Annotated in this window: 17 protein-coding genes; 6 read left to right on the forward strand and 11 right to left on the reverse strand. The window is 57.3% G+C overall.

Annotated features, from left to right (window positions below; translation table 11 throughout):
• The first annotated feature begins 44 nt into the window (after positions 1-44).
• Together recU and FC18_RS03150 are read left to right on the forward strand one after the other, a co-directional pair.
• Positions 45-686 (forward strand): Holliday junction resolvase RecU, encoded by a 642-nt coding sequence (recU, locus tag FC18_RS03145; RefSeq protein WP_054676350.1) that lies wholly within the window; start codon positions 45-47, stop codon positions 684-686.
• A 7-nt stretch (positions 687-693) separates the two neighbouring features.
• Positions 694-2,958: a transglycosylase domain-containing protein gene (locus FC18_RS03150; RefSeq protein WP_056975465.1), complete on the forward strand. Its 2,265-nt coding sequence runs from the start codon at positions 694-696 to the stop codon at positions 2,956-2,958.
• Positions 2,959-3,051: 93 nt separating this feature from the next.
• Here FC18_RS03150 and FC18_RS03155 read toward each other — a convergent pair whose 3' ends face one another.
• The 7 genes from FC18_RS03155 to FC18_RS03185 all read right to left on the reverse strand — a co-directional run bounded on the left by FC18_RS03155 (position 3,052) and on the right by FC18_RS03185 (position 17,120).
• Positions 3,052-3,672, reverse strand: a complete 621-nt coding sequence (locus tag FC18_RS03155) for a DnaD domain-containing protein (protein ID WP_054676205.1) — start codon at positions 3,670-3,672, stop codon at positions 3,052-3,054.
• 18 nt (positions 3,673-3,690) lie between these two features.
• A complete protein-coding gene (gene asnS, locus FC18_RS03160; protein ID WP_056975434.1) occupies positions 3,691-4,989 on the reverse strand; it encodes an asparagine--tRNA ligase in 1,299 nt (432 codons plus the stop codon).
• 146 nt (positions 4,990-5,135) lie between these two features.
• A complete protein-coding gene (locus tag FC18_RS03165) occupies positions 5,136-6,317 on the reverse strand; it encodes a pyridoxal phosphate-dependent aminotransferase (protein ID WP_056975435.1) in 1,182 nt (393 codons plus the stop codon).
• A gap of 31 nt (positions 6,318-6,348) precedes the next feature.
• On the reverse strand, positions 6,349-6,834 hold the full coding sequence (locus tag FC18_RS03170) for a cell wall elongation regulator TseB-like domain-containing protein (protein WP_054676208.1): 486 nt from the start codon (positions 6,832-6,834) through the stop codon (positions 6,349-6,351).
• Positions 6,827-9,658 carry a helicase C-terminal domain-containing protein gene (locus FC18_RS03175; protein ID WP_056975436.1) on the reverse strand — a complete coding sequence of 944 codons (2,832 nt, stop codon included), beginning with the start codon at positions 9,656-9,658 and terminating at the stop codon, positions 6,827-6,829. The genes FC18_RS03170 and FC18_RS03175 overlap by 8 nt, the downstream gene beginning before the upstream one ends.
• Positions 9,659-9,747: 89 nt before the next feature.
• Positions 9,748-13,452: a helicase-exonuclease AddAB subunit AddA gene (gene addA / locus FC18_RS03180; protein WP_056975437.1), complete on the reverse strand. Its 3,705-nt coding sequence runs from the start codon at positions 13,450-13,452 to the stop codon at positions 9,748-9,750.
• 14 nt (positions 13,453-13,466) lie between these two features.
• Positions 13,467-17,120 carry a PD-(D/E)XK nuclease family protein gene (locus FC18_RS03185; RefSeq protein ID WP_056975438.1) on the reverse strand — a complete coding sequence of 1,218 codons (3,654 nt, stop codon included), beginning with the start codon at positions 17,118-17,120 and terminating at the stop codon, positions 13,467-13,469.
• A 131-nt stretch (positions 17,121-17,251) separates the two neighbouring features.
• Between FC18_RS03185 and mvk the strand changes: the two genes are divergently transcribed.
• Genes mvk through fni form a run of 3 tightly spaced genes read left to right on the forward strand, consistent with a single transcriptional unit; the run spans position 17,252 to position 20,243 of the window.
• Complete coding sequence (mvk, locus tag FC18_RS03190) at positions 17,252-18,196, forward strand: mevalonate kinase (protein ID WP_056975439.1); 945 nt, start codon at positions 17,252-17,254, stop codon at positions 18,194-18,196.
• A gap of 33 nt (positions 18,197-18,229) precedes the next feature.
• Positions 18,230-19,219: a diphosphomevalonate decarboxylase gene (mvaD, locus tag FC18_RS03195; protein ID WP_056975440.1), complete on the forward strand. Its 990-nt coding sequence runs from the start codon at positions 18,230-18,232 to the stop codon at positions 19,217-19,219.
• The gene (gene fni, locus FC18_RS03200; RefSeq protein WP_054676228.1) at positions 19,212-20,243 is read left to right on the forward strand and encodes a type 2 isopentenyl-diphosphate Delta-isomerase; all 1,032 of its coding nucleotides are present in this window, start codon (positions 19,212-19,214) and stop codon (positions 20,241-20,243) included. Before mvaD ends, fni begins: the two co-directional genes overlap by 8 nt.
• Positions 20,244-20,285: 42 nt before the next feature.
• Here the strand turns inward: fni and FC18_RS03205 are convergent, their stop codons facing one another.
• From FC18_RS03205 to FC18_RS03220, 4 genes are all read right to left on the reverse strand, one after another.
• Positions 20,286-21,647 (reverse strand): RsmB/NOP family class I SAM-dependent RNA methyltransferase, encoded by a 1,362-nt coding sequence (locus FC18_RS03205; protein ID WP_056975441.1) that lies wholly within the window; start codon positions 21,645-21,647, stop codon positions 20,286-20,288.
• Entirely contained in the window at positions 21,647-22,603 is a 957-nt protein-coding gene (locus FC18_RS03210) for an ABC transporter permease (RefSeq protein WP_056975442.1), read from the reverse strand. Before FC18_RS03210 ends, FC18_RS03205 begins: the two co-directional genes overlap by 1 nt.
• Before the next feature lie 36 nt (positions 22,604-22,639).
• Positions 22,640-23,383: a hypothetical protein gene (locus FC18_RS03215; protein WP_054676236.1), complete on the reverse strand. Its 744-nt coding sequence runs from the start codon at positions 23,381-23,383 to the stop codon at positions 22,640-22,642.
• A 150-nt stretch (positions 23,384-23,533) separates the two neighbouring features.
• Entirely contained in the window at positions 23,534-23,722 is a 189-nt protein-coding gene (locus FC18_RS03220) for a 2-hydroxymuconate tautomerase (RefSeq protein WP_054676239.1), read from the reverse strand.
• A gap of 273 nt (positions 23,723-23,995) precedes the next feature.
• Between FC18_RS03220 and FC18_RS03225 the strand changes: the two genes are divergently transcribed.
• Positions 23,996-25,426: a C69 family dipeptidase gene (locus tag FC18_RS03225; RefSeq protein ID WP_054676243.1), complete on the forward strand. Its 1,431-nt coding sequence runs from the start codon at positions 23,996-23,998 to the stop codon at positions 25,424-25,426.

Genomic DNA, 25,426 nt, shown 5'->3' on the forward strand with positions numbered 1-25,426 from the left:
TGCTCACTATTGTTGTTATAATAAAACACAGGAGCGTGATGAAGATGGTATTCCACTACCCAAATGGTAGTTCATACACAGCATCAAAGCAATCCACGACCGCAAAACAGCACCACGAAACGATTTACGGTGGTCGCGGGATGACGCTAGAAGATGAACTGAACGCGGCCAACGCGTATTATTTACAAATTGGGCGTGCGGTTGTCCACAAGAAACCGACGCCAATCCAGATTGTGAAGGTTGACTACCCCGCCCGGAGCAAGGCGGTCATCCGCGAGGGCTATTTTAAGACGCCGTCGACGACCGACTACAATGGGGTCTACCGCGGCTGGTACCTAGATTTTGAAGCCAAGGAAACCAAGAACAAGGCCAGCTTCCCGCTCAAGAACTTCCACCAACACCAAATCGACCACATGCGGGCGTGCTTGGTGCAGGATGGCTTGTGCTTTGTGGTGATGCGCTTTGCGGTGCTCCACCGTTTGTTCGTCGTTCCCGCCAGCATGGTGATTGTGGCGTGGGACAACCAGCAAAACAGCCGCAAGTCCATCACTTTAGCAACGATTATTGATGCGGGTTTTGAACTAACTCCGCAACTGGAACCAACTGTCCCCTACCTCGATGGTGTGGACTGGTTGATTAAGAAGAAAGTAGGTGCCTCAAGTGGCAACAAGTTCGAACGCAACTGATTCCCGGATGGCCAAGAAGCGGCAAGCAAAACGGCAACCAGCTAAACGCAAGCAGCGTGGCGGCAACGGTGGCAATGTTCAGCACCACCCAATCCGCAAATTCTTTAAGTGGGTGGGCATTGTCATCCTGGCGGCGTTTTTGTTCGGGGTCGCGCTATTTGCTTACTACGCCAAGGACGCGCCCGAAATTACGCAATCAGATTTACAAAAAGACGGTAGTTCGACTATCTACGCGATGAACAACAAGCAGATTACGCAGTTGGGGCTGGAAAACCGGGAGTACATCACGGCCCAGAAGATTCCCCAGCAGCTCAAGGATGCGGTGGTTTCCGTTGAAGACAGTCATTTCTACAACGAACCGTTCGGGATTAACCCGATTCGGATTGTGACGGCCACCATCAGTAACGTGCTGCACCGCGGCGGACTGCAAGGGGCAAGTACCCTCACCCAGCAGGTCGTGAAGCTGTCCGTGTTCTCCACCAAGGCGTCTGACCAGACCCTAAAGCGTAAGGCCCAAGAAGCGGTCCTCGCCTTCAAGGTGGAACAGAAGTACAGCAAGGAACAGATTCTCGAATTCTACATCAACAAGGTCTACATGAACTTCGGCCAGTACGGGATGCAGACGGGGGCCAAGTATTACTATGGTAAGTCCCTCAGCAAGCTGACCCTCGCCCAGACCGCCTTCATTGCCGGCCTCGGCCAATCACCAGTGGGCTATAACCCGTACACCCACCCGGAAGCGGCGACTAAGCGTCGTGACACCGTGATTAACGCGATGCTCAAGAACAAGAAGATTACGGCGACCCAGGCGGCGGAGGCCAAGGCCACCCCGATTACGAGTGGGCTCGTCAAGCAAAAGACCGCTAAGAACAACGCCGACGAGGCGAAGGTCACGGATAGTTACCTCACCTCTGTCATTAAGGAAGTGAAGAAGCGGACCGGGCTTAACCCGTACACCGCGGGGATGAAGATTTACACCAACCTGGATCTCAGCGCTCAAAAACGGCTGTACAAGATTGTTAATTCCGACAAGTACGTGCAGTTCCCCGGCGACACCTTCCAGACAGCGGTCACGATGACTAATCCGGAAACGGGTCAGGTCACTGCGCAGATTGGGGGCCGCAAGACGGGTGATGTCCAGCGCTCTCTGAACCGTGCGACCCAAACCAGTCGTTCGAACGGGTCGACCATGAAGCCGATGATGGACTACGCGCCCGCGATTGAGTACCTTAGTGCCAATACGGGCCTGACGATAGCTGATGAGAAGTACTACTACCCCGACTCTGACGTTGAATTGCACGACTGGGATAACAAGTACATGGGCGATATCAGTATGCGCACCGCCCTCAAGCTGTCGCGGAATATTCCCGCCATCAAGATGCTGGCGGCAACGGGCTTGTCCCGCGCCAACTCCTTCGTGAAAGGTTTGGGCCTTAAGCTCACCAAGGCGGAACGTACGGCCTATTCTTCTGGGATTGGTGCCGGCGTTTCAACCGAACAGGAAGCTGCAGCGTACGGGGCATTTGCCAACGGCGGGCAGTACTACAAGCCATATTACGTCCGCAAGATCACGACGGCTGATGGCGTCAGCACCAGTTACTCCTCTTCCCCAACTCGCGCGATGAAGAGCAGCACCGCCTACATGATTACGGATATGCTCAAGGACGTCATGCTCAGCGGGACTGGGACGTCCGCCAAGTCCGGTAACCTGTACGAAGCCGGGAAGACCGGGAGTGTTAACTACGGGGATGCCGAAATCAAGAAGAACCCGAGCCTCAAGGGCCTGAACAAGGACGAGTGGTTCACCGGTTATACCCGTAAGAACGTCATTTCCGTCTGGACCGGGTACGATAAGCCGCTCGAGAACGGGCTGGGCGCAGTGAGCCAGAAGATTGCGCTCCTCATTTACCGCAACCTGATGTCTTACGTCTCGGAAAACGAAACCAACGAAGACTGGGTAATGCCAAGCACCGTGATTGCTAAGCAGGTTAACGGCCAGCGTGAATTGTTCGTCAAGGGCAGTGCGGCCGCTAACATTGCCGATGACTCGAGCAGTTCGTCCAGTGACTCCAGTTCGGACAGCAGTTCTGAATCCAGCGAATCTTCGTCAAATTCGGAATCTTCCGCTGCCGACAACAGTTCGGATTACTCAAGTTCACTCAGCAGCGACGATAATGCAGATGAGCAAAGCACTGCCTCCAGCAAGTCGACTTCGACCAGCTCGGAATCTGCATCGACACATTCCGCAGCGTCCTCGTCCGCGCGGCAGTAAGGACAAAACACCTTCGCAAATGATGCGGAGGTGTTTTTTTACGCCCAATTCACAAGAAGAGGAAGCAGCCAGTGGCTACTTCCTCTTCTTGGTTTAAAGTGATTCGTATTTTTGCTGGTGCCGGCGGACGGCCTCAGGAGTGGTCAGCTTTTGCTTCTCCCACCGAATGAGGACGCGGTCGATATACTTGAGCGAGTACGCCTGGTTTAGCACGGCCTCGCGCAGTGCGAGCGTAATGAGCTCGACTGAGTAATGGTCAACGTTGAGCCAGTCACGAATTGTCTGCTGCTCAATTGGCGTCAGCAGCCGGCCGAATTCGGTTTCGACCTGTCCAGCAACCGTGCGAAACGGCGACTGGGTGCGCGCACTCGGCGCGCTTTCGTCTTCCGCTGGCGCAGTCGTCAGCCGCTCCAGCAGTGGCGAAACGTCGTAGTGGTCAACGAGCTTACCGGAAGCATCCGTGCTGGTTTGGAGCAGTACGGCCCCCTTCGCACACAAACTGTTCAGGGCGTTCATGAACGTGGTCTGCTGCATCTTGGCGTTGCTGGCGAGCTGCTCTAAATCTGGTGCGTCCGCGTGGGTCTGCACGTATTGACTGAGAAACAGGTAAACCAGTAGTTCTGATGCGGTTAAATCCGTGTTCGTGAAGTGCGTGAACAGCAGGTTGGAGAAGGAACTGCTGCCGGCATTGATGTAAGCACCAAAATTACGCATATCGGTGCCCCCTCTTCATTAAGGCTTGATGCGGTTGATCATCCGTGGGAACGGAATGGCCTCACGCAGGTGATCCAGCTTGCAGATCCACGTGATAGCGCGTTCGAGACCGAGACCGAAACCAGAGTGCGGCACACTGCCGTACTTGCGCAGATCCAAGTACCATTCGTATTCGCTGAGGTCGAGACCCTTGGCCAAAACGGCTTCCTTGAGGGCATCGTAGTCGGTTTCACGTTCGGAACCACCGATGATTTCCCCGTAGCCTTCTGGTGCCAGCAGGTCAGCACAGAGGTAGACATCGTCGCGGTCTGGGTGTGGCTTCATGTAGAATGGCTTGATGGTCTTCGGGTAGTTCATGATGAAGACGGGCTGTTCGAACTGGTCAGAGATGTAGGTTTCTTCTGGCGCACCGAAATCATCGCCCCACTTGGAATCGAAACCGCCCTTTTGCAGCATTTCGATTGCTTCGTCGTAACTAATACGTGGGTAAGGCAACTGGGTGTACTTCCGCAGCTGGTCGACATCGCGGTCCAGCAGCTTGAGGTCGTATTCACAGTGGTCAATGACGTTCTGCACGAGGTAAGCAATGTAGCGTTCCTGGACCTTGAGGCTTTCATCCTGGTTGGTGAAGGCCATTTCTGGTTCAATCATCCAGAATTCGGTCAGGTGCCGGCGCGTCTTACTCTTTTCGGCACGGAAAGTTGGGCCGAACGTGAAGACCTTGCCGTAAGCCATGGCGCCTGCTTCGGCGTACAGCTGGCCACTCTGGCTCAGGTAAGCATCGTGGTCGAAGTAGTCCGTCTGGAACAATTCCGTCGTCCCTTCAGGTGCGGAACCGGTCAGAATTGGGGAATCCATCTTAATGAAGCCTTCGTTGTTGAAGAATTCGTAGGTGGCCCGGATAATTTCGTTACGCACGTGCATGATGGCGTATGGCCGCCGACTGCGCAGCCACAGGTGGCGGTGGTCAAGCAGGAATTCAATCCCGTGTTCCTTAGGCGTGATTGGGAAGTCTTCACTTTCGCCGACAACCTCAATATCGCTTACCTGAATTTCGTAACCAAAGTGGCTCCGGGTATCTTCATTGATGACCCCGGTTACCCAGAAACTGGTTTCCTGACGCAGGCCCTTTGCCGTTTCGAAAACTTCTTCGCTCACATCATTTTTCCGGACAACCCCCTGGAAAAATGCGGAACCGTCACGCAACTGGAGGAACGCGATTTTACCGCTGCTCCGCTTGTCGGTGAGCCAAACACCAATCTTGACTTCTTCGCCAACGTGGTCTTTGGCATCGATAATGCTGATACGTTGTGCCATTGAATACTACTCCTTCTATCCCGTCATCCGGGGAAATATGTAGGTCCGGGGACTGGCCCCGGCCTATTAAGAACACAAATGAGCGCCCGGATAATCCGGACCGCTCCGTGTGTTATGCACTGGCTTCATGCCTTAGCAATTATAATTTAAATACTGGATGTGACGAATGCATTGATGCGCGCAACAGCTTCAACCAAATCCTCAAGGCTCTTGGCATAGCTGAGCCGGATGTGGTCTGGCATCCCGAATGCACGGCCGGCAACTACAGCAACGCCCGTGTCTTCAAGCAGTGCGGAGACAAACGTGTCGGTTGAGTCATAGCCCAGCGCGCGCACCGCTCCAGAAACCTTCGGGAACAGGTAGAAGGCACCGGCTGGCTTGCTGTCAAACTCGAAGCCAGGAATTGCCTGGAGCAGTGGATAGATTGTGTTGAGGCGCTCCTCGAAGGCTTGGCGCATGGATTCCACGGACTTCTGGTCGCCGGTGTACGCGGCAATCGCTGCGTACTGGCTGGCCGCAGCCGGGTTACCGGTCGCGTGACTCACGATGGTGGACATGGCCTGCGCGAGCTTCTTCGGCCCGGCAATGAAACCAATCCGCCAGCCAGTCATGGCGTAGGACTTAGATACCCCGCCGACAAGAACCGTGTTTTCCGCAATCGAGTGGTCGAGTTCCAGCATCGATGTGCATTCTGCCCCATTATATACGAGGTCACTGTAGATTTCATCCGCGACAATAAGAATATCATGCCGCACCGCCCAGTTACCAATTAATGTTAGTTCCTGTTTGGTGTAGATCGCCCCGCTTGGGTTCTGCGGACTATTGATGACGATGGCACGGGTCTTCGCATTAGCGACCGCGTCCAAATCGTCGACGGTGACCTTGAACCCGTTTGCGGCCTTAACTGCCTGGGGTACCCCACCAGCAAGGCGAACTTGTTCAACATAGGACACCCAGCCGGGGATTGGAATCAGCACCCCGTCACCGGGATCAAGGATGGCACTAAAAATGCCGTAGAGAGCAAACTTCGCACCGTCAGTCACCACAATTTGTTTCGGGTCGTACTTGTAGCCGGTTTTGGTGGCGACATGATCCGCGATTGCCTGGCGCAGTGCCGGCAACCCTGCTGCTGCGGTGTAGAAGCTGGCCGCGCCACTATTAATGGACGCGATTGCGGCGTCTGCAATGTCCTTAGGCGTGGTGAAGTCGGGTTGACCAACGGACAGGTCGATGACATCCGCGCCCGCAGCTTTCATTTGTGCGGTTTTTTGACTAACGGCGAGGGTTGCACTGGGGTTAACCTGTGCAAGTCTTTTTGCAATATGCATAATACTGCCTCTCTTTCGGTGTTGTCAGTTTTTATAAATCACGAATAACCTTGAGCTGTTGTCCAGTTGCGAAATCATAGGTTACATAACCTAGCGTACCATTTTTACCCATGAATCCAACATCCCAAACGAAATCTTTTCCGGTTTTTCGCAAAGAAGCGTTCAAAACACGCTTGGGGGTGAAATCTGCCCACACTTTACGCAGGATTTTGTTCCGCGTCGTGCCGTTGTTCTTGTGCAGAACGTTGACCTTTCCCGTCTTCTTCGCAATCACGACGTAAACCGGCGCACCGCCGCGTTCGCCGCTCACAGTGAGGTAACTCTTGTCGCGCGTGTCCCACCAGAAACCATTGATGTTCGTGGTTTTCGCGGAGGTGCGCGCGATATTCTCGGCCTCGCTCCGCACCTTCGAATACGGGTGCATTGCTGACCAGAGGACGAAACCAATCGCGAAGATTACGACTAGAATCACACCGGAAATGGCCCAGCGTTGCCAGGAAATTGTTTTACTACGCATGCTTGGTTCCCTTCTTATTCTTTGCGACATGTTCTGAAAGTGGCGCTAACCACTGCTCGATGGCGGCCGGAATCTCTGCGGTCGGCATGATGTCCGTGTCCACGTGCGGCAGGGCCTTTTGCATCCCGCGGCCGAACTGGGTCTTGGTGAAGCGCGGATCCAAAACGATGAATACTCCGCGGTCATCTTCCCGCCGGATTAACCGGCCGAAGGCTTGCCGTAATTGGAGCGTGGCCCGCGGCAGCGCGTCCACCTTGAATGGGTCCAGCCCCTTTTCCGTGATGGCCTTGCCGCGCGCCTCTACCACCGGATCATTCGGATTGGCAAAGGGCAAGCGGGTCACGATGACTGATTCCAGCTGCTTGCTGGGGTAATCGACCCCTTCAAAGAAGCTGGCTGCTCCCAGTAGCACGGCGTTGGTCGAAACGGCAAACCGGCGCGCGATTTTGGCGGCCGTCCCCGTGACGCCCTGCGCCAGAATTTCTTTGTTCACCGACAAGTGCCGGGTGCACAGTTCATTATATACCGCCTTGATGGTATTCAAAGACGTGAACAACACCAGCGTTTGGTGTTCATTGTCGGCTAATTGGGCGATGCTGTCGGCCAGGTAGCGCACGTATTCCGGCGTGAGCGTGGCTGGCGCTTCCGGCGCGTCGGTGGCCAGCAAGATGTGTGCCTGGTCGCGGAATTTGAACGGACTGCGGGTCACTAGCACCTGTTCGGGTTTAAACGAACCGTAGCCAAGTTCGTGGGCCAGGAAGTTCGACCGCCGCCGGACGGTCAGCGTGGCGCCGGTGAAGACGGGCGCGGTGAAATTGCTGAGGAGCTCCTGAATGCGGGCCCCGGTATCGACGGACCGCCAGCGCAACGTGAGGCTGGTGAGGTCATCTGGGTGTTTCAGCTGCACCAGCGGGATGGTCAGTTCGGCCGTCTGCAACCGCGGCGAGGCCGTGGCGACATCGTGAACGGCCTGCAACTGATTGGCCAGTGCGCTGCTGACTTCATCGAGACGCTGGAAAACCTGCACGTCACTGGTCAGAAAACGGGAACGGGAGCGCAGGTAATCGGTCCGCATGCTGGTCGCAATCTGGATGATTTGCTGCAGGTTGCGTTCGAGGCCGCGGGCCGCATCGGCGAACCGGTCGAAGAAGGCGCGCACCTCAACGGGCGTCAGCACCTGGTTAATCGACCCGGTGTGGGGCCGCTCGCGGTGGCTGAAGTAATGGTGGAACAGCTGCGTTTGAATGGTGGCCACCGTCTTGAGCGCTGCCGCTTCGTTTTGCTGCATCTGACTAATTTGGTACGTCACCATTTCGTTGTCCGCGTAGATGGTGCTGAGGCTGGTGTGCTCCGGATAGTTCACGATACTGTTCAAACTACTCAGCAGGCGCCGCAGTTGGGTGAGGTTGAAGTGCACCCCGAGGCCCGGTGCGACGTTATCGGCAAAGCGGTGGGCCTCATCCACGACGAGGTACGGTTTGTGCGCGAATGGTGAGTCTTCGTAATGGCGCGCGAGGAATGCGTGGTTGGTAATCACGAAGGTGGCGTTATCCGCCCGTTCCAGGAGGCGGCGGTAGAAGTCCAGTTGATAGAACGGATTGCTATGACTGGAACCGAAATCACCCGTGTGTCGAATCCGCCGCATGAGTAGCGACTGGTCGCCGGTCAGGTGCAGATTGTCGAGGTCCCCCGTTTGCGTTTGGGTGAGCCACACGATTAGCCGGAGCTGCAAAAGCTGGTCGGCCCGGTTGAAGTCGTCGGTGGTTTGGAGTGTCGTCGCAAACTTGTTCAGGTCGATGAAGTGGCGTGCACTCTTCAGGACGACCGCGTCGAATTTGGCGCCGTACAGGAGGCCCAACTCACGGAACGTGGTGGTTGCCAGCTGCTCCTGCAAAACCGTGGTTGAGGTCGCGACTACGACCTTGTGTTCCGGCGTCGCGATGGCCGCTAGTGGCGTCAGGTAGCCCAGCGACTTCCCCAGCCCCGTGCCGGCCTCAATCAGCAATGGCAGCTGCTGGCCCTTAGCGTTGGCGTAAATCATGTCCATCATCTTCGCTTGGCCGAACCGGAACCGCAACTTGGCGCTTTTCATCGCGTGCCGCTTAGCCTTGTCGGTTGCGGGGTAATCTGGCTGGATCGTGGTCGTTACGGGCGCAGTCGGATTAACGACGGTCAGCCCCTGCACCTGCGTGTAGCGTTTTGAGACCGCGGGTGCGTTGCGGGCGAGGAATTTAATGTAAGCCCCCGTTTCACGGACCAGAAAGTCACTGCGCTCGGCAATGAGGCGCTGCGTCGGTCCGGGCAGCTTCGTGAACTTGCGGGTCAGCTTGGTGAGCATGGTTGCAGTACTGATGGCGTCACTGTCGGCTTGGTGCGGATTATCGTGTTTGATTTCGAGCACCTTCGTCAAATCCGACAGCCGGTAGCTAGCTTCGTTGGGTAATAAAATTTGCGCCAGCTGCACCGTGTCGATGGCCTCATTCGTTAGTGGCGGCTGCCCCACCCGCTGCAGCTCGGCACTCAGGAAGGGATAATCGAAGTTGACGTTGTGGGCCACAATCACGCTGTCCCCGATGAGCCCCGCTAGCGCGCCAGCGACCTCGTCGAAGTACGGCGCACTGACGAGCATGTCTGGTGTGATGCCGGTGAGGTCCTGAATGGCCTGGGGAACTTCAGTGTCTGGATTGATGAGCTGGGACACGGTTTGAATAATATGCCCGCGCCGAACTAGTGCACACCCGAATTGGATGATGCGACCGCCGTTTTTTAAGTCTGGTCCGGTTGTTTCGAGGTCAATTACCGCATAAACGGTGTCTTGATTCATTTAATACTCACCCTTAAATAGTGGAAACACCTGTGGTCTCCGAATTGAGCGGGAGTTTTGGCCCCCGCAATAAACATACTTAAATCATTTTACTCTGGATAGTCGTTCAGCGCCAATACATCGCCGGTTTCGAGCAAAACTAACCGGGGATGGATGGTTTGGCCGGTGATGGAATGCAGCGCGCGGGCGTACAGTGCCAGTTGGCCCGAATAGCGGTCCGCAACTGCCTGGACGTTGCCGTTTTTAACGTGGTCAGTCTTGTAATCAAACAAAACGATGCCGTCTGCCGCGGGTAAATAACCGTCGATAATCCCGTGAATGAGAATTTGCGCCGCATCCCCCGCCATCTCCGGGAACAAGCGGTCCGCCGGTACGAGCATGGCAAATGGTACTTCCCGCTTGACTGCTGCCGCATTGGCCTGCAGCGCTTGCCCCAAGTCCGTTGCGTAAAAACGGGCAACGTTGGCTAAGTTGACGTGACTAGCGGCGTCTGCGGTCGTCACGCCCCGCGCAACCAGGTCGGCTAGTTTGGCTTCCATTACTTGACTCGTCACCGGCTGCCTTAGATCCAGTTCGTGCAGCAGTGCGTGGGTGGCGGTCCCGATTGCGGCGCCATCAGCGGCCGTTTTGTCCTGCATGAACTGCGGGGTCGCCAATTCGGCGTTGACCCGGTTACGCCACAGGTTCTTGGCCCCATTCCGGTCGGCGAGTTCCTGCAGCGACGGGTCGCTGCTGAAGGCACTCTTGATTTCAGACACCGACTGGAAACCAGTGGTGGTCGTTGCTGCTGCGAATGGGTACTTGTACTGCAGCCACTGGTCAACGTCGACGTCGAGAGCTGGCTGGGCAATCTGGGACCCAGTGTGCTTGCCGCGCACGTCGGGCGCCTCCGTGAAGAACTGCACGCTAAATTCGGTTTGGTCGGTGGTTAGGGCCGCATTGATGTTCACCGCCTCTGGAAAACTTGGGTGGCGCACCAGACTGGCGCCAATCAGGTCCAGTTCGGAGGTGGCGTCGAGGCGGCTGGCAAGTGGCAAAACGAGCTCGTCCGTGGCGGCCAAGGCATTCCACTTGGCCACGGTTTCGGCAGCTGCGCCGGTATTGCCCACCACAAAGAGCCGTTGCTCAGCGCGGGTTAACGCCACGTACAGCACCCGCATGTTCTCGGCCTGTTCACTCTGTTGCTTGGCGGCTTGCTCCAAAGTGAGCTGCGGCGTGGGGATGGTCAGCTGCCGGTCTTCGTCAAACCAGTTGATGCCAATCCCGTTTTTGCTTAGAACCACCCCATTGTCTCCGTGGCCCCCACGAAAATGGCGGCTGGTGTTCATTAAGAAGACAATCGGGAACTGCAGGCCCTTGCTCCCGTGAATGGTCATGAGGTTGACGGCGTTGGTATTCGGGTCGAGGACGACGGGCGTTGCGAGGTCTTGGTCACGATTCATCATGAGCTCGATGAAGTGGACAAACGCGAACACACCGCGAAAGCCCCCCTCTTCGTACGTGTGCGCCCGTTCGTACAAGGCGTGCAGGTTGGCCTGGCGCTGTTTGCCCCCCGGCAGGCCGCCGACAAAATCGAGGTAGCCGGTGTCGTGGTAAATCGCCCAGATTAAATCTACCAGTTGGTTGGTCTGGGCCAAATCACGCCAAGAGTTGAGCTGACTGGCAAAGCGTGCGGCCTTGGCGTACGTGCGACTTGCCAGCGGAGTGGCGGTGTTCGCATCGAAGTCCCGGCAAAATTCCGTGAAGGCGGTATAGTAAGGTGCGGACTTGTCCTTGAGCCGAATCACGGCCAGTTCGTCGGCGTTCATGTCGACGATGGGTGAACGCAAAACCGCGACCAGCGGGATTTCCTGTTGCGGGTTGTCGATGACGCGCAGCAAGGACAGCATTACCTGCAGCTCGGTTGTCTTGAAGTAATTCTGCGCATTGGTGATGACAATCGGGATGCCCGCGTCCGCGAAGACTTGCTGCAAGACGAGGTTTTGGCTACGGGTTGGTTCCAGTAACGTAATGTCCCGGTATTCAATTGGGCGCATGGTCCCCGTTTTGCGGTCGAAAATCTGGCTGGCGCTGCCAACCAGCTGGTTAATGCGTTCGGCAACGATGCGCACTTGGGCCTCATCCTTATCCACTGCAGGGCCGTCGTCTTCTGCGTCCTTGTCCGGTGCGTACAGCAAGACTTCCGTTGCGGGCCGGTAAGTGCCGTAGTCGGTCGCACCGTACTGCAGTTTTTCGGCGCCAGTATAGCTGATTGCGCCCACCTGCTGATCCATGATTTGGGTGAAAATCAGGTTGGTGAACTCCAGAATATTCTGGCTGGAGCGGAAGTTATCGGCCAGGGTGATGTGCTCGCCGCGTTGCTTAAATGCTTCTTGAACGCCCGTGTCCACTTCCGCGTAGGCATCATACTTATCCATGAACATTGACGGGTCAGCTAAACGGAAACCGTAAATGCTCTGCTTGACGTCCCCCACCATAAACCGGTTGCCGGGTTTAGGCTGACTGACCGCATTCAGCAGTGCTTCCTGCAGCGGATTGGTGTCCTGGTACTCGTCGACCAGCACCACGTCGAAGCTGTCACGGTACGCATCCCCCACCCGCACGCCGGTGTCGGGGTCCTTGGTCGTCAGAATTGTCAGTGCGGCCTGCTCAATGTCGCCAAAGTCCATGGTGTGACGGCGACGCTTTTCACTCGCGTACGCGGTAAGGAACGCCCCCGCAACCTTGCTGAGTTCGCGCACAACCGCGCCGGCACCCGTCAGCGTCTGCGTTAGGTCAGTTGCGGGCAGTTGCAACAGGGGTAAGACGTGCTTAGTGAAAATTTTGTGCGCATTATCACGCAGGTTCTTCGCGGTATCCTTCTGTTCCTTCAGCACCTCATCCTTGACGCGGGCAGTGGACCAGCTCGGCCACTTCTGGTTGTCGTTTGTGGCAGTAAACAGATAGTGATAATCATTGCCCAACTGATCCACGATGGCGTCGATGCGCTGCTCGTCCGCGGCCAAAATGCCGTCCCACTTTGCCAGCTCGTCACCTGCAGTGTTAGTGCGCGCTTTGTGCAATAGCGTCGTGATTTCCCGCAACGCGGGCTCAATGGCCATGGCCAGCTGGTTTACAAACGGCGACCCCGCGTTGAGGTCCGCCGTATAGGTATCAGGCAGGTGGTCAACCCAAGACTTAGGGTCGGTGGTCGTCATGGCGTACGTGTATAGGCGCATGATGAGGTCGCCCAGAATGTCGTCGTGCCAACCAGTGGCGAAGTTGCGGGTCAGCCGGTTGAATTCAGTGGCGTCGGTGGTGTAAAACTCTTCCCGCAAGTCGTCCCAGACCTGCTCCTCAATCATCAGCGCTTCGGTTTGGTCGGCAAGGATGCGGAAGTTCGGGTCGAGGTTCGCCACATAGTAGTACTGCTGGACCACTTGTAGGGCAAATGCGTCGAGGGTACTGATTGGCGCACTGGCCACCAGTCCGATCTGCTGCGTCAGGTGCTGGCGCTGCGCCGGCGACATCACGTTGCGCTTCTCGGTGAGGTATTGCTTGAGTGCCGTGTCGATTTTGGCTTTCATTTCTGCCGCGGCGGCGTTAGTGAAGGTCACCACCAGCATGCGCGTGACATCCCCACCCGCCAGAATCTGCCGGCGGATGCGTTCGACCAGCACCGCCGTCTTGCCGGACCCCGCGGATGCGGAAACCAGCACGTTGTGGCTGCCGGTGGCCGGTTCCTGAGTAAAGTCGGGAGTGCCGTCCATGATGGCCTGCTCTTGGGCCTTGGTGTAATTTGGTTCGTCTGTCATGTTGGGACTCCTCCTTATTTGAAGTCAGAATTGGTGTACGCGCTGGTACCGGCCTGCAGCCGCGCCAGTACTTCCTTGAGCGCCAGTTTGGGCAAATCGCGGTACCGGTTGCCGGATAGTGCTGGGTCAAACTGCATGATGGCCGTGTAATCAGACATGGTGATGGTACTTGCTGACTGGTCGTAACGCGCGGGCGCCAGTTCGATGACCCCCGCCAGAATGCGGTCGGCAGCCAGGCGAATGAGCTCCTCATTATTGTCCAGTAGCAGGTCGATTTGCTGCGGCGTCACAATTGGGGTACTGCTAGTCGGCGTGGCGTCCTTTTTAAGCTTGATGGGGAAAAATGGCGAGCTGGTGCTGCCCTTAGGTTCACCGTCATCATCGGTGATGGTCTGATCAAGGGTCGTGAAGTTCGGCGTCGCGACGATGATGCCCTGCATTTGCAGCATCGGCAAGATGGCCTCGTCTTTGTTATCTGGGGTGATGCCCAGCTGGTACGGCAGGCGCGGGTTGAACAGGTGCATGAACACGCCCCCCGCGGGTACGAGGCTGCGATTTTGGGTCACGCCGGCATTTTGGACCGCGGCGATGTAGGTGAGCATTTGCATACCCAGGCCAAAATAAGCGTCCTGGGGCGAAAAGCTCTTGGCACTTGATTTGTAGTCCACGACCATATATTCGGTTTGGCCGGGCAGCTGCAATTCGTCGAGCCGATCAATCCGCCCCCGCACGAGCACGTGCTGGTTGCCCTGGGGGTCAATCGGCACGTCCAGGGCGGGCAAGCCGTTCTTGCCCATCCCGAAGTCCAGTTCCTGGGCCGCGACCTTGAAGCCAGATTGCTGTTGCTCCCGGCGCACCGCCCACGCGGACTGGTGCAATACGTCCTTTAACAGCTGCGTGATGAACTGCATGCGCGCCGAGCTTTCGAGTACGGCAAATTCGGGCTGCTTGGTTAAGGCGTCCACGATGGTGTTGATGGCTGCGGTCACCTCATCCTTGCTCATGGCGCCAATGCCGCCACGTGCGGCGGCCTGGCTGAGCAGCTGCTGCATCACCGCGTGGTACAGCGTGCCGGTATCTGCGGGGGTCAAGGTGAACTCGCGCCGGGGCGTGAGGGCCAGCCCATATTTAACGAAGTATTCAAACGGATTGCGGAAGAAGGTCTCAAGCCGGGAAATCGAGACGGCTAAGTGACGGCCGTAGAGTTCCTCTGCGAGCACCTTCTGCAAGTGGCCCGCGGTATTGGTGTAATCCAGACTCGCATCCAGTGTGCGCATGAGCGGCGCCAAGGTGGTTTGCCGCAAACTGGTGGCGACGGTTTGCCAAGCGGGCCCAATCGGCGTGGTCGTGTCCTTGAGGGTGCGCAAAATGTTCAGGCGGTCGCTCAGTAAGCTGCGCGCCGTCCCAATTACGCTACTAATTGCATCCGCGGGCGTTGGGTCATTCCAGATTTCCCAGTCACAGCCGATGGTTTGGCGCAGGTTATCAATGTACGGGGATGGTTCGTTTTCCCCATCTGTGCGTGCCGGGAAGCTCACCGTCAGCTGCTGACTTGGGCTCAGGAACGCTAGGTAGTTCAAAAACGGCTCGGTTAAGGCGGCGTCGGCGCCGGCATCGGGCAAAAAGCACCCCTCCGGCAGCACGGGGGTGAGCACGTGGCGGTCGTCACTAGTGAGAATGTCGGTGTCATCCGTCGCGTCGGGCATCACGGTGCTGGTTGCGCCGATGATGTAAACGTACTTGGCCCGCGCAATGCGGGTTAAGCCGGTTTCGGACACCACCACCTGGTCCAGAGTCGAGGGAATCTGGGTGTACGTGGCACTGGCAAAACCGGCATCTAGCAGGCTCAAAAACTGTTCCGAGCTGATTTCGCGATCACCCCAGACACTGACGAAATCGTCCAGGAGGGTGCACAGTGTCTGCCATGCCTGTTCCTCCCCTTGGGCCGTGTTCAAATCTCCGCGGTCACTTGCCCGGTCGCGCCAGGCAGCAAGCTGGTCCTTGACCCCCGCATTGATGAGCAGGTTGTACAAAACGGTGGCCAGCTCCTGGCCACTAGTAGCTGCCTTGAGGGCCGGCAGAAATGGCGTGAACACATTACGGATTAGACCGTGAATCTGGTTGATTTGCGTGGTGCCGGTTTGATCGTCCGTGGCCGTCAGCTGGTCATTTGCCTGCTGCTGTTGCAGGCGAAAATCAACCCAGTCGTCTGCTTCCAACCAGCGATTCTTGCCCCGCACGCCCGTGGCGAGCACGAAGTTTTCGGTGGCGTCGACCGCGCTGCGGAAGTCCGCGATAGGCATGCCAAGCGGCACGAGTAGCTCGGTGCGCAGCAAGCCAAAGACGCTGCGGTAATCGAAGTTGTGACTGACGGTCGCAAACAGGTTATCCAGGAAGGCAACGAGCGGGTGACTGTTCATCTGCCGCTCGCGGTCCACAAAAATGGGCAGGTCGAATTCATTGAAGACCGCCTGAATCTTGGTGCTGTACGGATTAAGGTGGCGCGTGAGCACGAGAAAGTCACGCAGGCGGGCGCCATCTTTTTGCACGTGCTGGCGGATGTCGCGAGCCACGGTGCGCAGTTCGGTGTAGGTGGTGCTGGCCTTGGCGAGCCGAATCCCCTGCCAGTTTGGTAACCCCGTGCGGGCATCAAGCAGGTACTGGTCGCCGGGGAATAGACTGTCCCGCAGTGCCGTAGCCGCTTTGAACTGCCGGCCAAAATTAACCAGTGCGGGTGCCTGCTTGCGGGCGGGCGCATAACTATCTGGGCGAATCGGCACGGGTGGCAGTTCATTTTCGGGCATTTTGGCTAAGCTATATAGCCGGTGGTACAGGCGTTTGGCTGGGTAGAACAAATCCGGAATCGACGGCGCTTCACGACTGGGCTGATCGGTGACCAGCGCGACGTAGCACTCGGCGGCCCGGTGCAACAGCGTGCTCACGATGTTTTGTTCCCGCGCCGCGAAGACGTTGAAATGGTTGATGAAGATGTAGGTGTGGCTTAAGTCTTGGCGCTGCAGGAATTCATCGAGGGCCAGTAGCAATTCCGGCGTACTGAGCAGACTGCTGGTGTCGCGTTCGTACGCCGCCAAAATCGTGGCCAAATCAAGCAGCTTGGGTAAGTGCCGGTCGCCATCGGCACTGCGCAGAATTTGCTGGCGCCACGCGGTCATGTCGGTGTCCGCATCGGGGGCGTCCACCTGCACCAGGGCGGCAATGGCCCCCCGCAGGTCAGCGGCGGTCACGCCCCCAAGGGTCAGCTGGTCGAGCTGCCGCTGCAGCTTGGCCGTGAAGCCCGGATTGTCGACTTGACCGGCAAAAATCCGCAGTTCATCGTGGTGGTCGGCCATGATTTTGGCCAGTTGCATCGCACTGGCGGCGGGCGTTAAGCGGGGCTGTTGGAACAGGGCCGTCCCGTTCAGGAAGTACCAGGCTAGACGCGTAAAACTCATGATTTGGACGTTTGCGGCGGCAAAATACTTGGCCTCAGGGGCTAGCGCCTGCTTTAAGTTGCCCAGTACGTCAATTTCAGATTCGAATTTCAGGTGGTTGGGCACCAAGTAGAGAATTTGGGCCGCCGGGTCCTGCTGCAGGGTTTGCACCATCTTGCGCGTGAGTACCTGTTCGTGATCTTTTGCTGCGTCGCCAAGAATGAAGTTGAGTCCCATTATGCCGCCTCCGTGAAGTTCTGCCCGTTGACAATCCTTTGTTTTTAGACAATATTACTCTAGCGTCAATTCTACCATAGTGGTTTTGGTATAATGGTTGAAGAATTTCTAATTTGAAAGAAGGATTAGCCATGTTGGCAGCAATTGGCACTAGTCACGCCAAAACAATTTTGCTCGGCGAACACGCCGTGGTTTATGGTGAACCCGCAATCGCGATTCCCATCTCCACAATTCGCCTGCGCGCCGAAATTACGCCGCAACCAGGTGGGCAGCAGACCGTGACCTCCGCCTTCTACAACGGCGCCCTCGCCGCGGCGGCGCACACGAACTTCGCGGGCGTGGCCACGCTCATTCGCCAGCTGCTTGTAACCTTCGATGCCCAGGACCAAGGCTTCAACTTGAACATCATTAGTGACCTCCCGCCAGAACGCGGGATGGGCTCCAGTGCTGCCACCGCGGTGGCCATTGTGCGCGCCTTCTACAATGCGTTTGCCACCGACTTACCCCACGCCGTCCTGCTCCGCTGGGCGGACGTATCTGAACGCCAGATTCACGGCAACCCCAGTGGCATCGACGCGGCAACCGTGAGTGCGACGCGGCCGCAGTGGCTCATTCGGGGCAACCAGCCGCAAAACCTCGCGATGCCCAAAAACGGGGTGCTCGTCATTGCTGATACCGGCGTTCAGGGGCAGACCAAGCTGGCCGTCCAGGCGGTGGCGGCACGCTACCACGCCGATGTGCAGGCACGGCAAGAAATCGCCCGGATTGGTGTGGTCACCCGCCAAGCAGCAGTCGCAATGGCCGAGAATGATTTGGTGACCCTCGGTCGGTGTATGAACAGTGACCAGCAAAACTTGGTGGCCCTCGGGGTTAGCACGCCCCAGATTGACGCGATGGTCCAGGCCGGGCTCAAAGCCGATGCCCTCGGCGTGAAGCTCACGGGTTCTGGCATGGGCGGCTGCGTTATTGCCCTAACGCCTGATGGTGCGACGGCCCAGAAAGTGGCAGCCGCCATGGCCCGCGCCGGTGCGATTCAGATTTGGCAGCACGATTTTAGCACCGCAGAAGCAGATTAACCGCAGAATTAATGAGGAACGGACGGAGAAAATATGTTAGCAGTCACAGCACGTGCGCACACGAATATTGCGTTAATTAAATATTGGGGGAAAGCTGATTCTGAGCTAATGTTGCCAGCAAACAGCAGTGTCTCGATGACGCTCGACCAGTTTTACACGGAGACGACGGTCACCTTCGATGCGGACGCGACCGCGGACAGTTTTGTGCTTGACGGTGTGCGCCAAGATTTCCTGGCAACGACCAAGATTACGCGCTTCTTGGACATTGTCCGTGCTTTGGCGAACACTGCCAGTTTTGCGCACGTTGAATCGGTGAACCACGTGCCAACGGCGGCCGGTCTGGCAAGCTCGGCCTCCGCCTTCGCGGCCCTCGCGCTGGCGGCCAGTACCGCAGCGGGGCTCAACTTAACCCAGCAAGAGCTGACCCGACTGGCCCGGCGCGGTTCCGGTTCAGCGAGCCGGTCAATCAACGGCGGGTTCGTAATTTGGCACCGCGGCCACGATGATGCCAGTAGCTTCGCCGAACCGGTGCAGGTGAACCCGAACCTCAACTTGCGGATGCTGGCGGTGGTTTTGGATCACCGGCAAAAGCGGGTTTCTTCCCGGCAAGGCATGGCTGAAACAGTCGCCACCTCCCCTTACTTCCCCGCTTGGGCGGATGCCGCAGAAGCAGCTAGTCACGCGATGGTGCGCGCCCTAACCGGCAGCGATTTTGCCGAAATCGGCGCGATGGTTGAGCGTTCTGCCCTGATGATGCACGCGACGACACTGGCCGCCAACCCGCCCTTCACGTATTTTCAGCCCGAAACGCTCGCGACCTTGCAGCTAGTGCAGGATATGCGGGCAAAGGGGCTCCCCGTATACGCCACCATGGATGCGGGCCCGAACGTCAAGGTGTTGACCACTGCCGATGCCGTCTTGCAGGTGCAGGACCAATTGGCGGCAGCGCTGAACGCGCCCATCACCGTCTGCGCCCCCGGACCGGATGCCCAGATTATCAAGGAGGAAGAAGTCGATGCCTAAACAATCAATCGCGTCGCACCGCAAAGACGAACATTTTTTCCTCGCCGAAAAGTTCTACACGGAAGCGGACTCGGGGCTCGATGACGTGCGCTTCATTCGCAGCGCGCTGCCCGAAACGGCGGTGGCGGATGTGGATTTGACGCCCGGCATCTTTGGTTGGCAGGTTCCAGTCATGATTAACGCCATGACGGGTGGTTCCCCCAGCACGGGCAAGATTAACGCCCAGCTCGCACGGATTGCCCGCAACTTGCACCTGCCAATGGCGAGCGGCTCAGCGTCGGTGGTGCTGAGTGAACCAGAACTTGCGCCGACGTTTACCGTCATTCGGGCCGAAAATCCGGACGGCTTTGTCTTGGTGAACATTGGGGCGGATAAATCCCCTAAGCAGGCAGCGAGCGTGGTGGCAATGCTGCAAGCCGACATGCTGCAGGTGCACCTGAACGCGGTTCAAGAAGCCGTGATGCCCGAGGGTGGTCGGGACTACCACTGGCGAGCTAACCTGGCGGCAATTATTGCCGCAAGCTCTGTCCCCGTGCTGGTCAAGGAAGTCGGCTTCGGCATGCGTCACGATGACTTTGCGGCAATTGCTGCGGTGGGCGCCAGCGCAATCGATGTTGGTGGTCGCGGCGGGACGAATTTTGCCAAGATTGAAAACGCCCGGCGCCACGATGCTGACTATTCCGACCTCTTCGACTTTGGCCAGACCACGGCCGAATCACTCATCGAGGGTCAGGATAGTACCGTTCCGCTGATTGCGACCGGTGGCATCCGGACGCCGCTGGCCGCGGTTGCTGCTCTGCGGCTCGGGGCCAGCGCCGTGGGTTTAGCCGGACTGGTTTTGCACTGGTTGCTGAAAACTGACGAGGCAACTGCACAGGCCAAACTAGCGGCGTTCATTGAAGAGATGCGCGTGATTATGGCGCTTTTGGGTTGCACCTCCATCGCTGAATTACGTACCGTGCCCATTGTGACCACCCACCTCGCAGATTACGCCCGCGCGCGCGGCTTGCGGGTGCCAAAGTAAAAAAGTGCCAGTACCGCAATTGTCGCGGTACTGGCACTTTTTTTAAACACGTAAACCTTTAGGATACAGATTCTTGATGGTGCCGCCGACCAAATGGCCGATGGCAAAGCCCATGCCGTGGTTGGTCAGGAGTACGTGGCACTTGCCCGTTAGTTCTGGCCGGCTAATGGTTAAGCCGTGGCGCACGTCCTGGTACTCCGCAGCGGATACGTCGACGGTGCACTTGAAGTCTGCTGGTTTGAGCGCGGTGGCCAAACTGTGGCTGGGGGCAAAGCGGTTCTTCTTGAAGGTGCCAAGGTGTAGCCCGGGGCGCAATACGCGCACCTTGCCGAACTTCGGCGCTCCAGCCGGTTGCATGTACAGCTGGTCACCGTAGACAACGGGGAAGCCAGGCAGTGTCACCTGCAAGTTAGCTTGCTGCCAGTCAGCCCAGAGCTGCTTTTGGGCGCTGGTGATGCTGTTGTTTTGGTGCTGCTTCTTCCCCTTTTTCCCCTTCTTGGTCGTGACCGGCGCATCGGGCGTACCCGGTTTAATCAGGCGGGCGCAAAAATGACCCTCTCCCATTTGCACGTGGGGCCACATGCGGACGGTGCCGGCCAAATCGGGGTTGCCATCACTCCACTCGGGGCGACCCGAACGCATGTCATCTGTTTTCACGATGGGATCAATCTGCATCCCGTGTTCACTGACGAGCCACGAAACAATCTGTTCGTCTTCTTCGGGCGCGAAGGTGCAAGTGGAATACACCAGTTTGCCGCCGGGCCGCAGCATCAGCAGCGCGGCATCCAGGATTTCGCGTTGGCGCTGGGCACACTCCTGTGCGTAGCCTTCGTGCCAGTACTGCGTGGCATCGGGGTCTTTGCGGAACATCCCCTCACCCGAGCAGGGCGCGTCAACTAAAACGAGGTCGAAAAATTCGGGCAGCACTGCGGCTAGACTGTCGGGATCGGAGTTGGTGACGATGGTGTTTGTGGTGCCGAAACGTTCAAGGTTGCTAGCGAGTACCTTCACGCGCGTCGGGTGAATTTCGTTGGCGACCAGCAGGCCGGTGTTGCCCATGGAACTAGCCAGATGGGTCGACTTTCCGCCCGGTGCGGCGCACAAATCTAGGACCTTAGTGTTTGGCTTGGCATCTGCGACGGCGCCAACGACCTGGGCGCTAGGTTCCTGACTGTAGACGTAGCCGCTGACGTGGTCGATGGCGTTACCGTTCACCTGGCCGCGGTAGCCCCATTTGGAGTAGCTGATGGGGTCGGTTAAGTCCAGGTTGAGGGCGACTGCGGGGCGCAATGGGTTAACGCGAAACCCCGCGCCGGCCGCCTCGTTGTAGCTGGCGAAGAATGCCGGGGCCTCGGCGCCTAATAGTTTGGTGTATTTTTCAACGAATGCTGCAGGTAGTGCCACTATTGTTCCTCTTTTCTTAAACGCAGGTGCATGAAGATTTGGGTGGCAAGGATGAAGACACCCAGTAAGCCCGCCTCTACCAGAATCAGACGGAAGTAGTTATTGATGTAGAACTGCCACCAAGCAATCACCGCCCCGAGCACGATGGCGATGCCCATGCCGGGCAGGAAACTGGTGCCCATGCCCCAGACGTAGCGGTTACGCAATGGTGAATCCAGCCCACCCACCTGTGCGTGGGGACTGACCAGCGTGGCCAGCAGCGCCACGGCGACCATCAAGATGGCGGTGCCGACGATTGCGAGTACCCAAACGCCATAGAGCGCCGTCCAGGACCGGTGGCTCTGCGTAGTTGCGACCGTCATGTGGTGCGGTTTGGCTCCGAAGATGCGCGTGAAGGTGTGCACGTCACTTTCATCGATGCCGTCCACAAAGATTTCGACGTCCTTCAGTTGCGGGTTCACTAATTTGCTGTCAGTTGAGGCGTTGAGGAAAATATGGTCATTGAGGCGGCTGCCCTGGTTGGTTTTGACCGTGCCTACGACCGCCACGTAATGGCCTTTGAGGGGCAAGTAGGATTGGTCGCCTGCTTGGTACAAATTGGCCGCGGCATTGGCCCCGACGACGGCTACGGGGAGGCTCGATTTGAAGTCGGCCGAGGTGAAGAAGTGCCCACTGTCAATCGGCAGTGAGGTGTACTCCCCCTCCGCGAAGACCATGGACGTGGTTTTATCCAGCGCGAACTGCACCTGGTAATCCTTCAGCCCCGTTTGTTCAAGCTGGGTTACCGCCTGATTGACCTTCTTGGTGCTTTTGGTGTGGTACACGAAGGCATCATCGGCAATGCCGGCGTGGTTCAAAACGTTTGCGTATTGCGTCTGGTCAGCTTTGCTTAGGGCTAACCCAGCCAAGATGGCGATGATGAGCCCCAAGATACTGACAAATGTGTGTTTAAGCACGGGTTCCTCCTTAATCGACGATGGTGCACGGGCAGGTTAGTGCATTAGGTAAATATGGTCGCCCACCGCGTCGAACTTGCGAAACGCTTGGTTTAATTGTAATAACTTCTTGTCGGGTACAAGGCGCGCTTCCCGCCAGAATAAGTTGCTGTTGGTGATGCCGAAACGATCACCGATGACGAACAGTTCGAGGTGCGGGAAGTGGGTGCGCATGGTGTTCAGCAGGTGCGCGTCACTTAGGTCGCGGTCGGGACTCCAAGCCATGATGACGGCGTCAACCTGGTCACCATACGTCCACAGCGCACTCGTGGCGGTGCTAGCAGTTACCTGGGTCCACGGCGTTTTGCCGGTCCCGTTTTCGTCCACCCAGGTCAGCGCGTCGGTACAAATCACCTGTTGGCCGGCCGCCCGCAAGCCATAGCTAAGCAGCCCGTTGCCCGCGGCGACCTCTAAGTAGCGGCGATTAGGGTAAAGCGTCACCCACTTAGCGATGAGTTCTTCCGTGATGTAGGCCCAGACGCCGTAGTGATAAGCAACGTACCAGCGGAAGTTGCCGAGCATGTGGTCCAGGGCGATGAGCTCTTCAATTTTGCCGTCCGGGACGGTGCCGGCCATGGCGATGGTGGTTAGATCAAGTCCAAGCCGTGGCAGCTGCTGTTTGGGCAAGTGCTTAGCGACAATTGCAGCACGGGCAGCCGTCACCGCCGTCATCTGGGCACTGACTGCCGGTAGTGCGTGGTACTTGTCGCCTAAGCTGGTTATGCGTTCCCAATAGTGCATCGTGTTGTCGCCGCCTTTCGTTTACATGTATCCTGAATAAAATTATACCACGAGATGCTCTAGACACTCGAATTTACGCACGTGATTAAAGAAAGCACAAAAAATCAAGCCCCCAAGCGCCTGGTTGGCGGTTGAAGGCTTGCTAATTGATTACTTTTCTTCGGACTTCAGGGTACCACCAACTGCGTAGCGATCCTTAGCCATTTCGCTCAAGATAACGTGCACGTGTTCTGCAGGGGCACCGGTGTTCTTCACGATGGCAGCAGTGACGTCCTTGCAGAGCTGGCTGAGCTGTTCCTGGCTGCGGCCGGCGATTAGTTCGATGTGGACAAGTGGCATAATAATATCTCCCTTGATGTAAGTTGGTTGTTTCCGGCACACGCGCCGGGACAAGTGGTTTTATTATCGCATAAAAACAGCGGGTTCGGTAGGCTTAGGCGGCCGTAAATCATTGGTCGTGAATTAAATTGACCCTGAACACAATCGTAAAACTGTCCAAACATGCAGTCCGCCCCGCCCATTTGGCCCCATTCACGGTATAATTGGCTTAAGCATTTTACATACCGCTATCTTGGGCATGCAAACCGCCCGGGAAGTTATGGAGGATTAATTATGGAACACTTTCGCTCATCATGTACCAGCATCCTGATTGGTAAGGCCGCCAGTGCAGACGGCTCCGTCATTATTGGCCGCAATGAAGATTCCCGCTCGTCCTGGCCGAAAACGGCGGTGGTGCACCCTGCTGCGCACCACGACGAAGCGCCAATGTTTAAGTCGAAGGACACCGAGGTCGAATTCGCGCTGCCTAAGGACAGTTTGCAGTACACCGCGACCCCTGAATGGACGGACAAGTACGGCTTGTTCGAAGAGGACGGGATTAATAGCGCCGGTGTGGCGATGAGCGCGACCGAAAGTGCCTATGCGAATGCGCGCGTGCAGGGTTTTGACCCGTTCGTGGAGCACGGTATCATCGAAGAATGCATGATTACGGTGGTGCTCCCCTACGTCAAGTCTGCGCGCGAAGGCGTGCGGAGGCTCGGCCAGTTGATTGAAACCCACGGGACTGGTGAAGCTAACGGGATTTTATTTGCGGACCATGATGAAGCGTGGTACATGGAAGTCGTTTCTGGGCACCACTGGTTGGCCCAGCGGATTCCAGACGACGGATACGCCGTGGTGGCCAACCAGCTCAGCATTGAAGCCGTGGACTTCGACAGCCCCGACTTCATCGTTGACGCGGGGTTGCGCACCTTTGCGGAGGAAAACCACCTCTGGCGCCCCGGCACCCCGTTCTCCATTCGCCGCATTTTCGGTACGGATGACCCTTCCGACCGGATTTACAACACGCCTCGGGTTTGGGATGGGCACCAGCTGCTGTCCAAGCAAACGGCAGCGGCGGAAACGCCCATTGATTCTGACCTGCCATTTATCATGCGGCCCGATCGCCCACTGCAGGTGGAAGACGCGATGCGCTTTTTGTCCCGGCACTACCAGGACACACCGTATGATCCAGCTGGGCGGATGCCAGACGCGAAGCTCAGCCACAGTTTCCGTCCCATCAGCGTGACCGCGACCCAGGAAAGCCACGTGCTGCAGCTGCGTCCGAACTTGCCGGCCGCAATTGCCAACATTCACTGGCTGGCAATGGGCGTGCCGTCCCAGAGTCAGTACGTGCCGTTCTTCGCCGGCCTCACCGATACCCCGGCGAACTACAAGGTGGGCGCGCTGCCAGCCAGTCTGGATTCGGCATACTGGCAGTACAAGTTGACCTCCGTTTTGGTTGACGCGCACCCCCTGCGCTTCGATAATCTGCTGGGGAACACCCAAGACGATGTGCACGCTAAGCTCGTGGCGCTGGTGGCAGCAACGGATGCCAAGGCGCGGACGTTGACGGCTGCAGACGACCTGGCGCAACTAGCAACGAAAGCTACTTTCAGCGCGGCTAAAACGGCAGATGAGGCCTGGAACAAGCTGCGCATGAAGATCCTGGAGCAGTCCACCGCACTGGGCAAATTAACGTTTAAGATGGATCCGAACCTGTAA

The organism is Lacticaseibacillus sharpeae JCM 1186 = DSM 20505, from assembly GCF_001436225.1.
GTDB classification, from domain to species: Bacteria; Bacillota; Bacilli; order Lactobacillales; family Lactobacillaceae; genus Lacticaseibacillus; species Lacticaseibacillus sharpeae.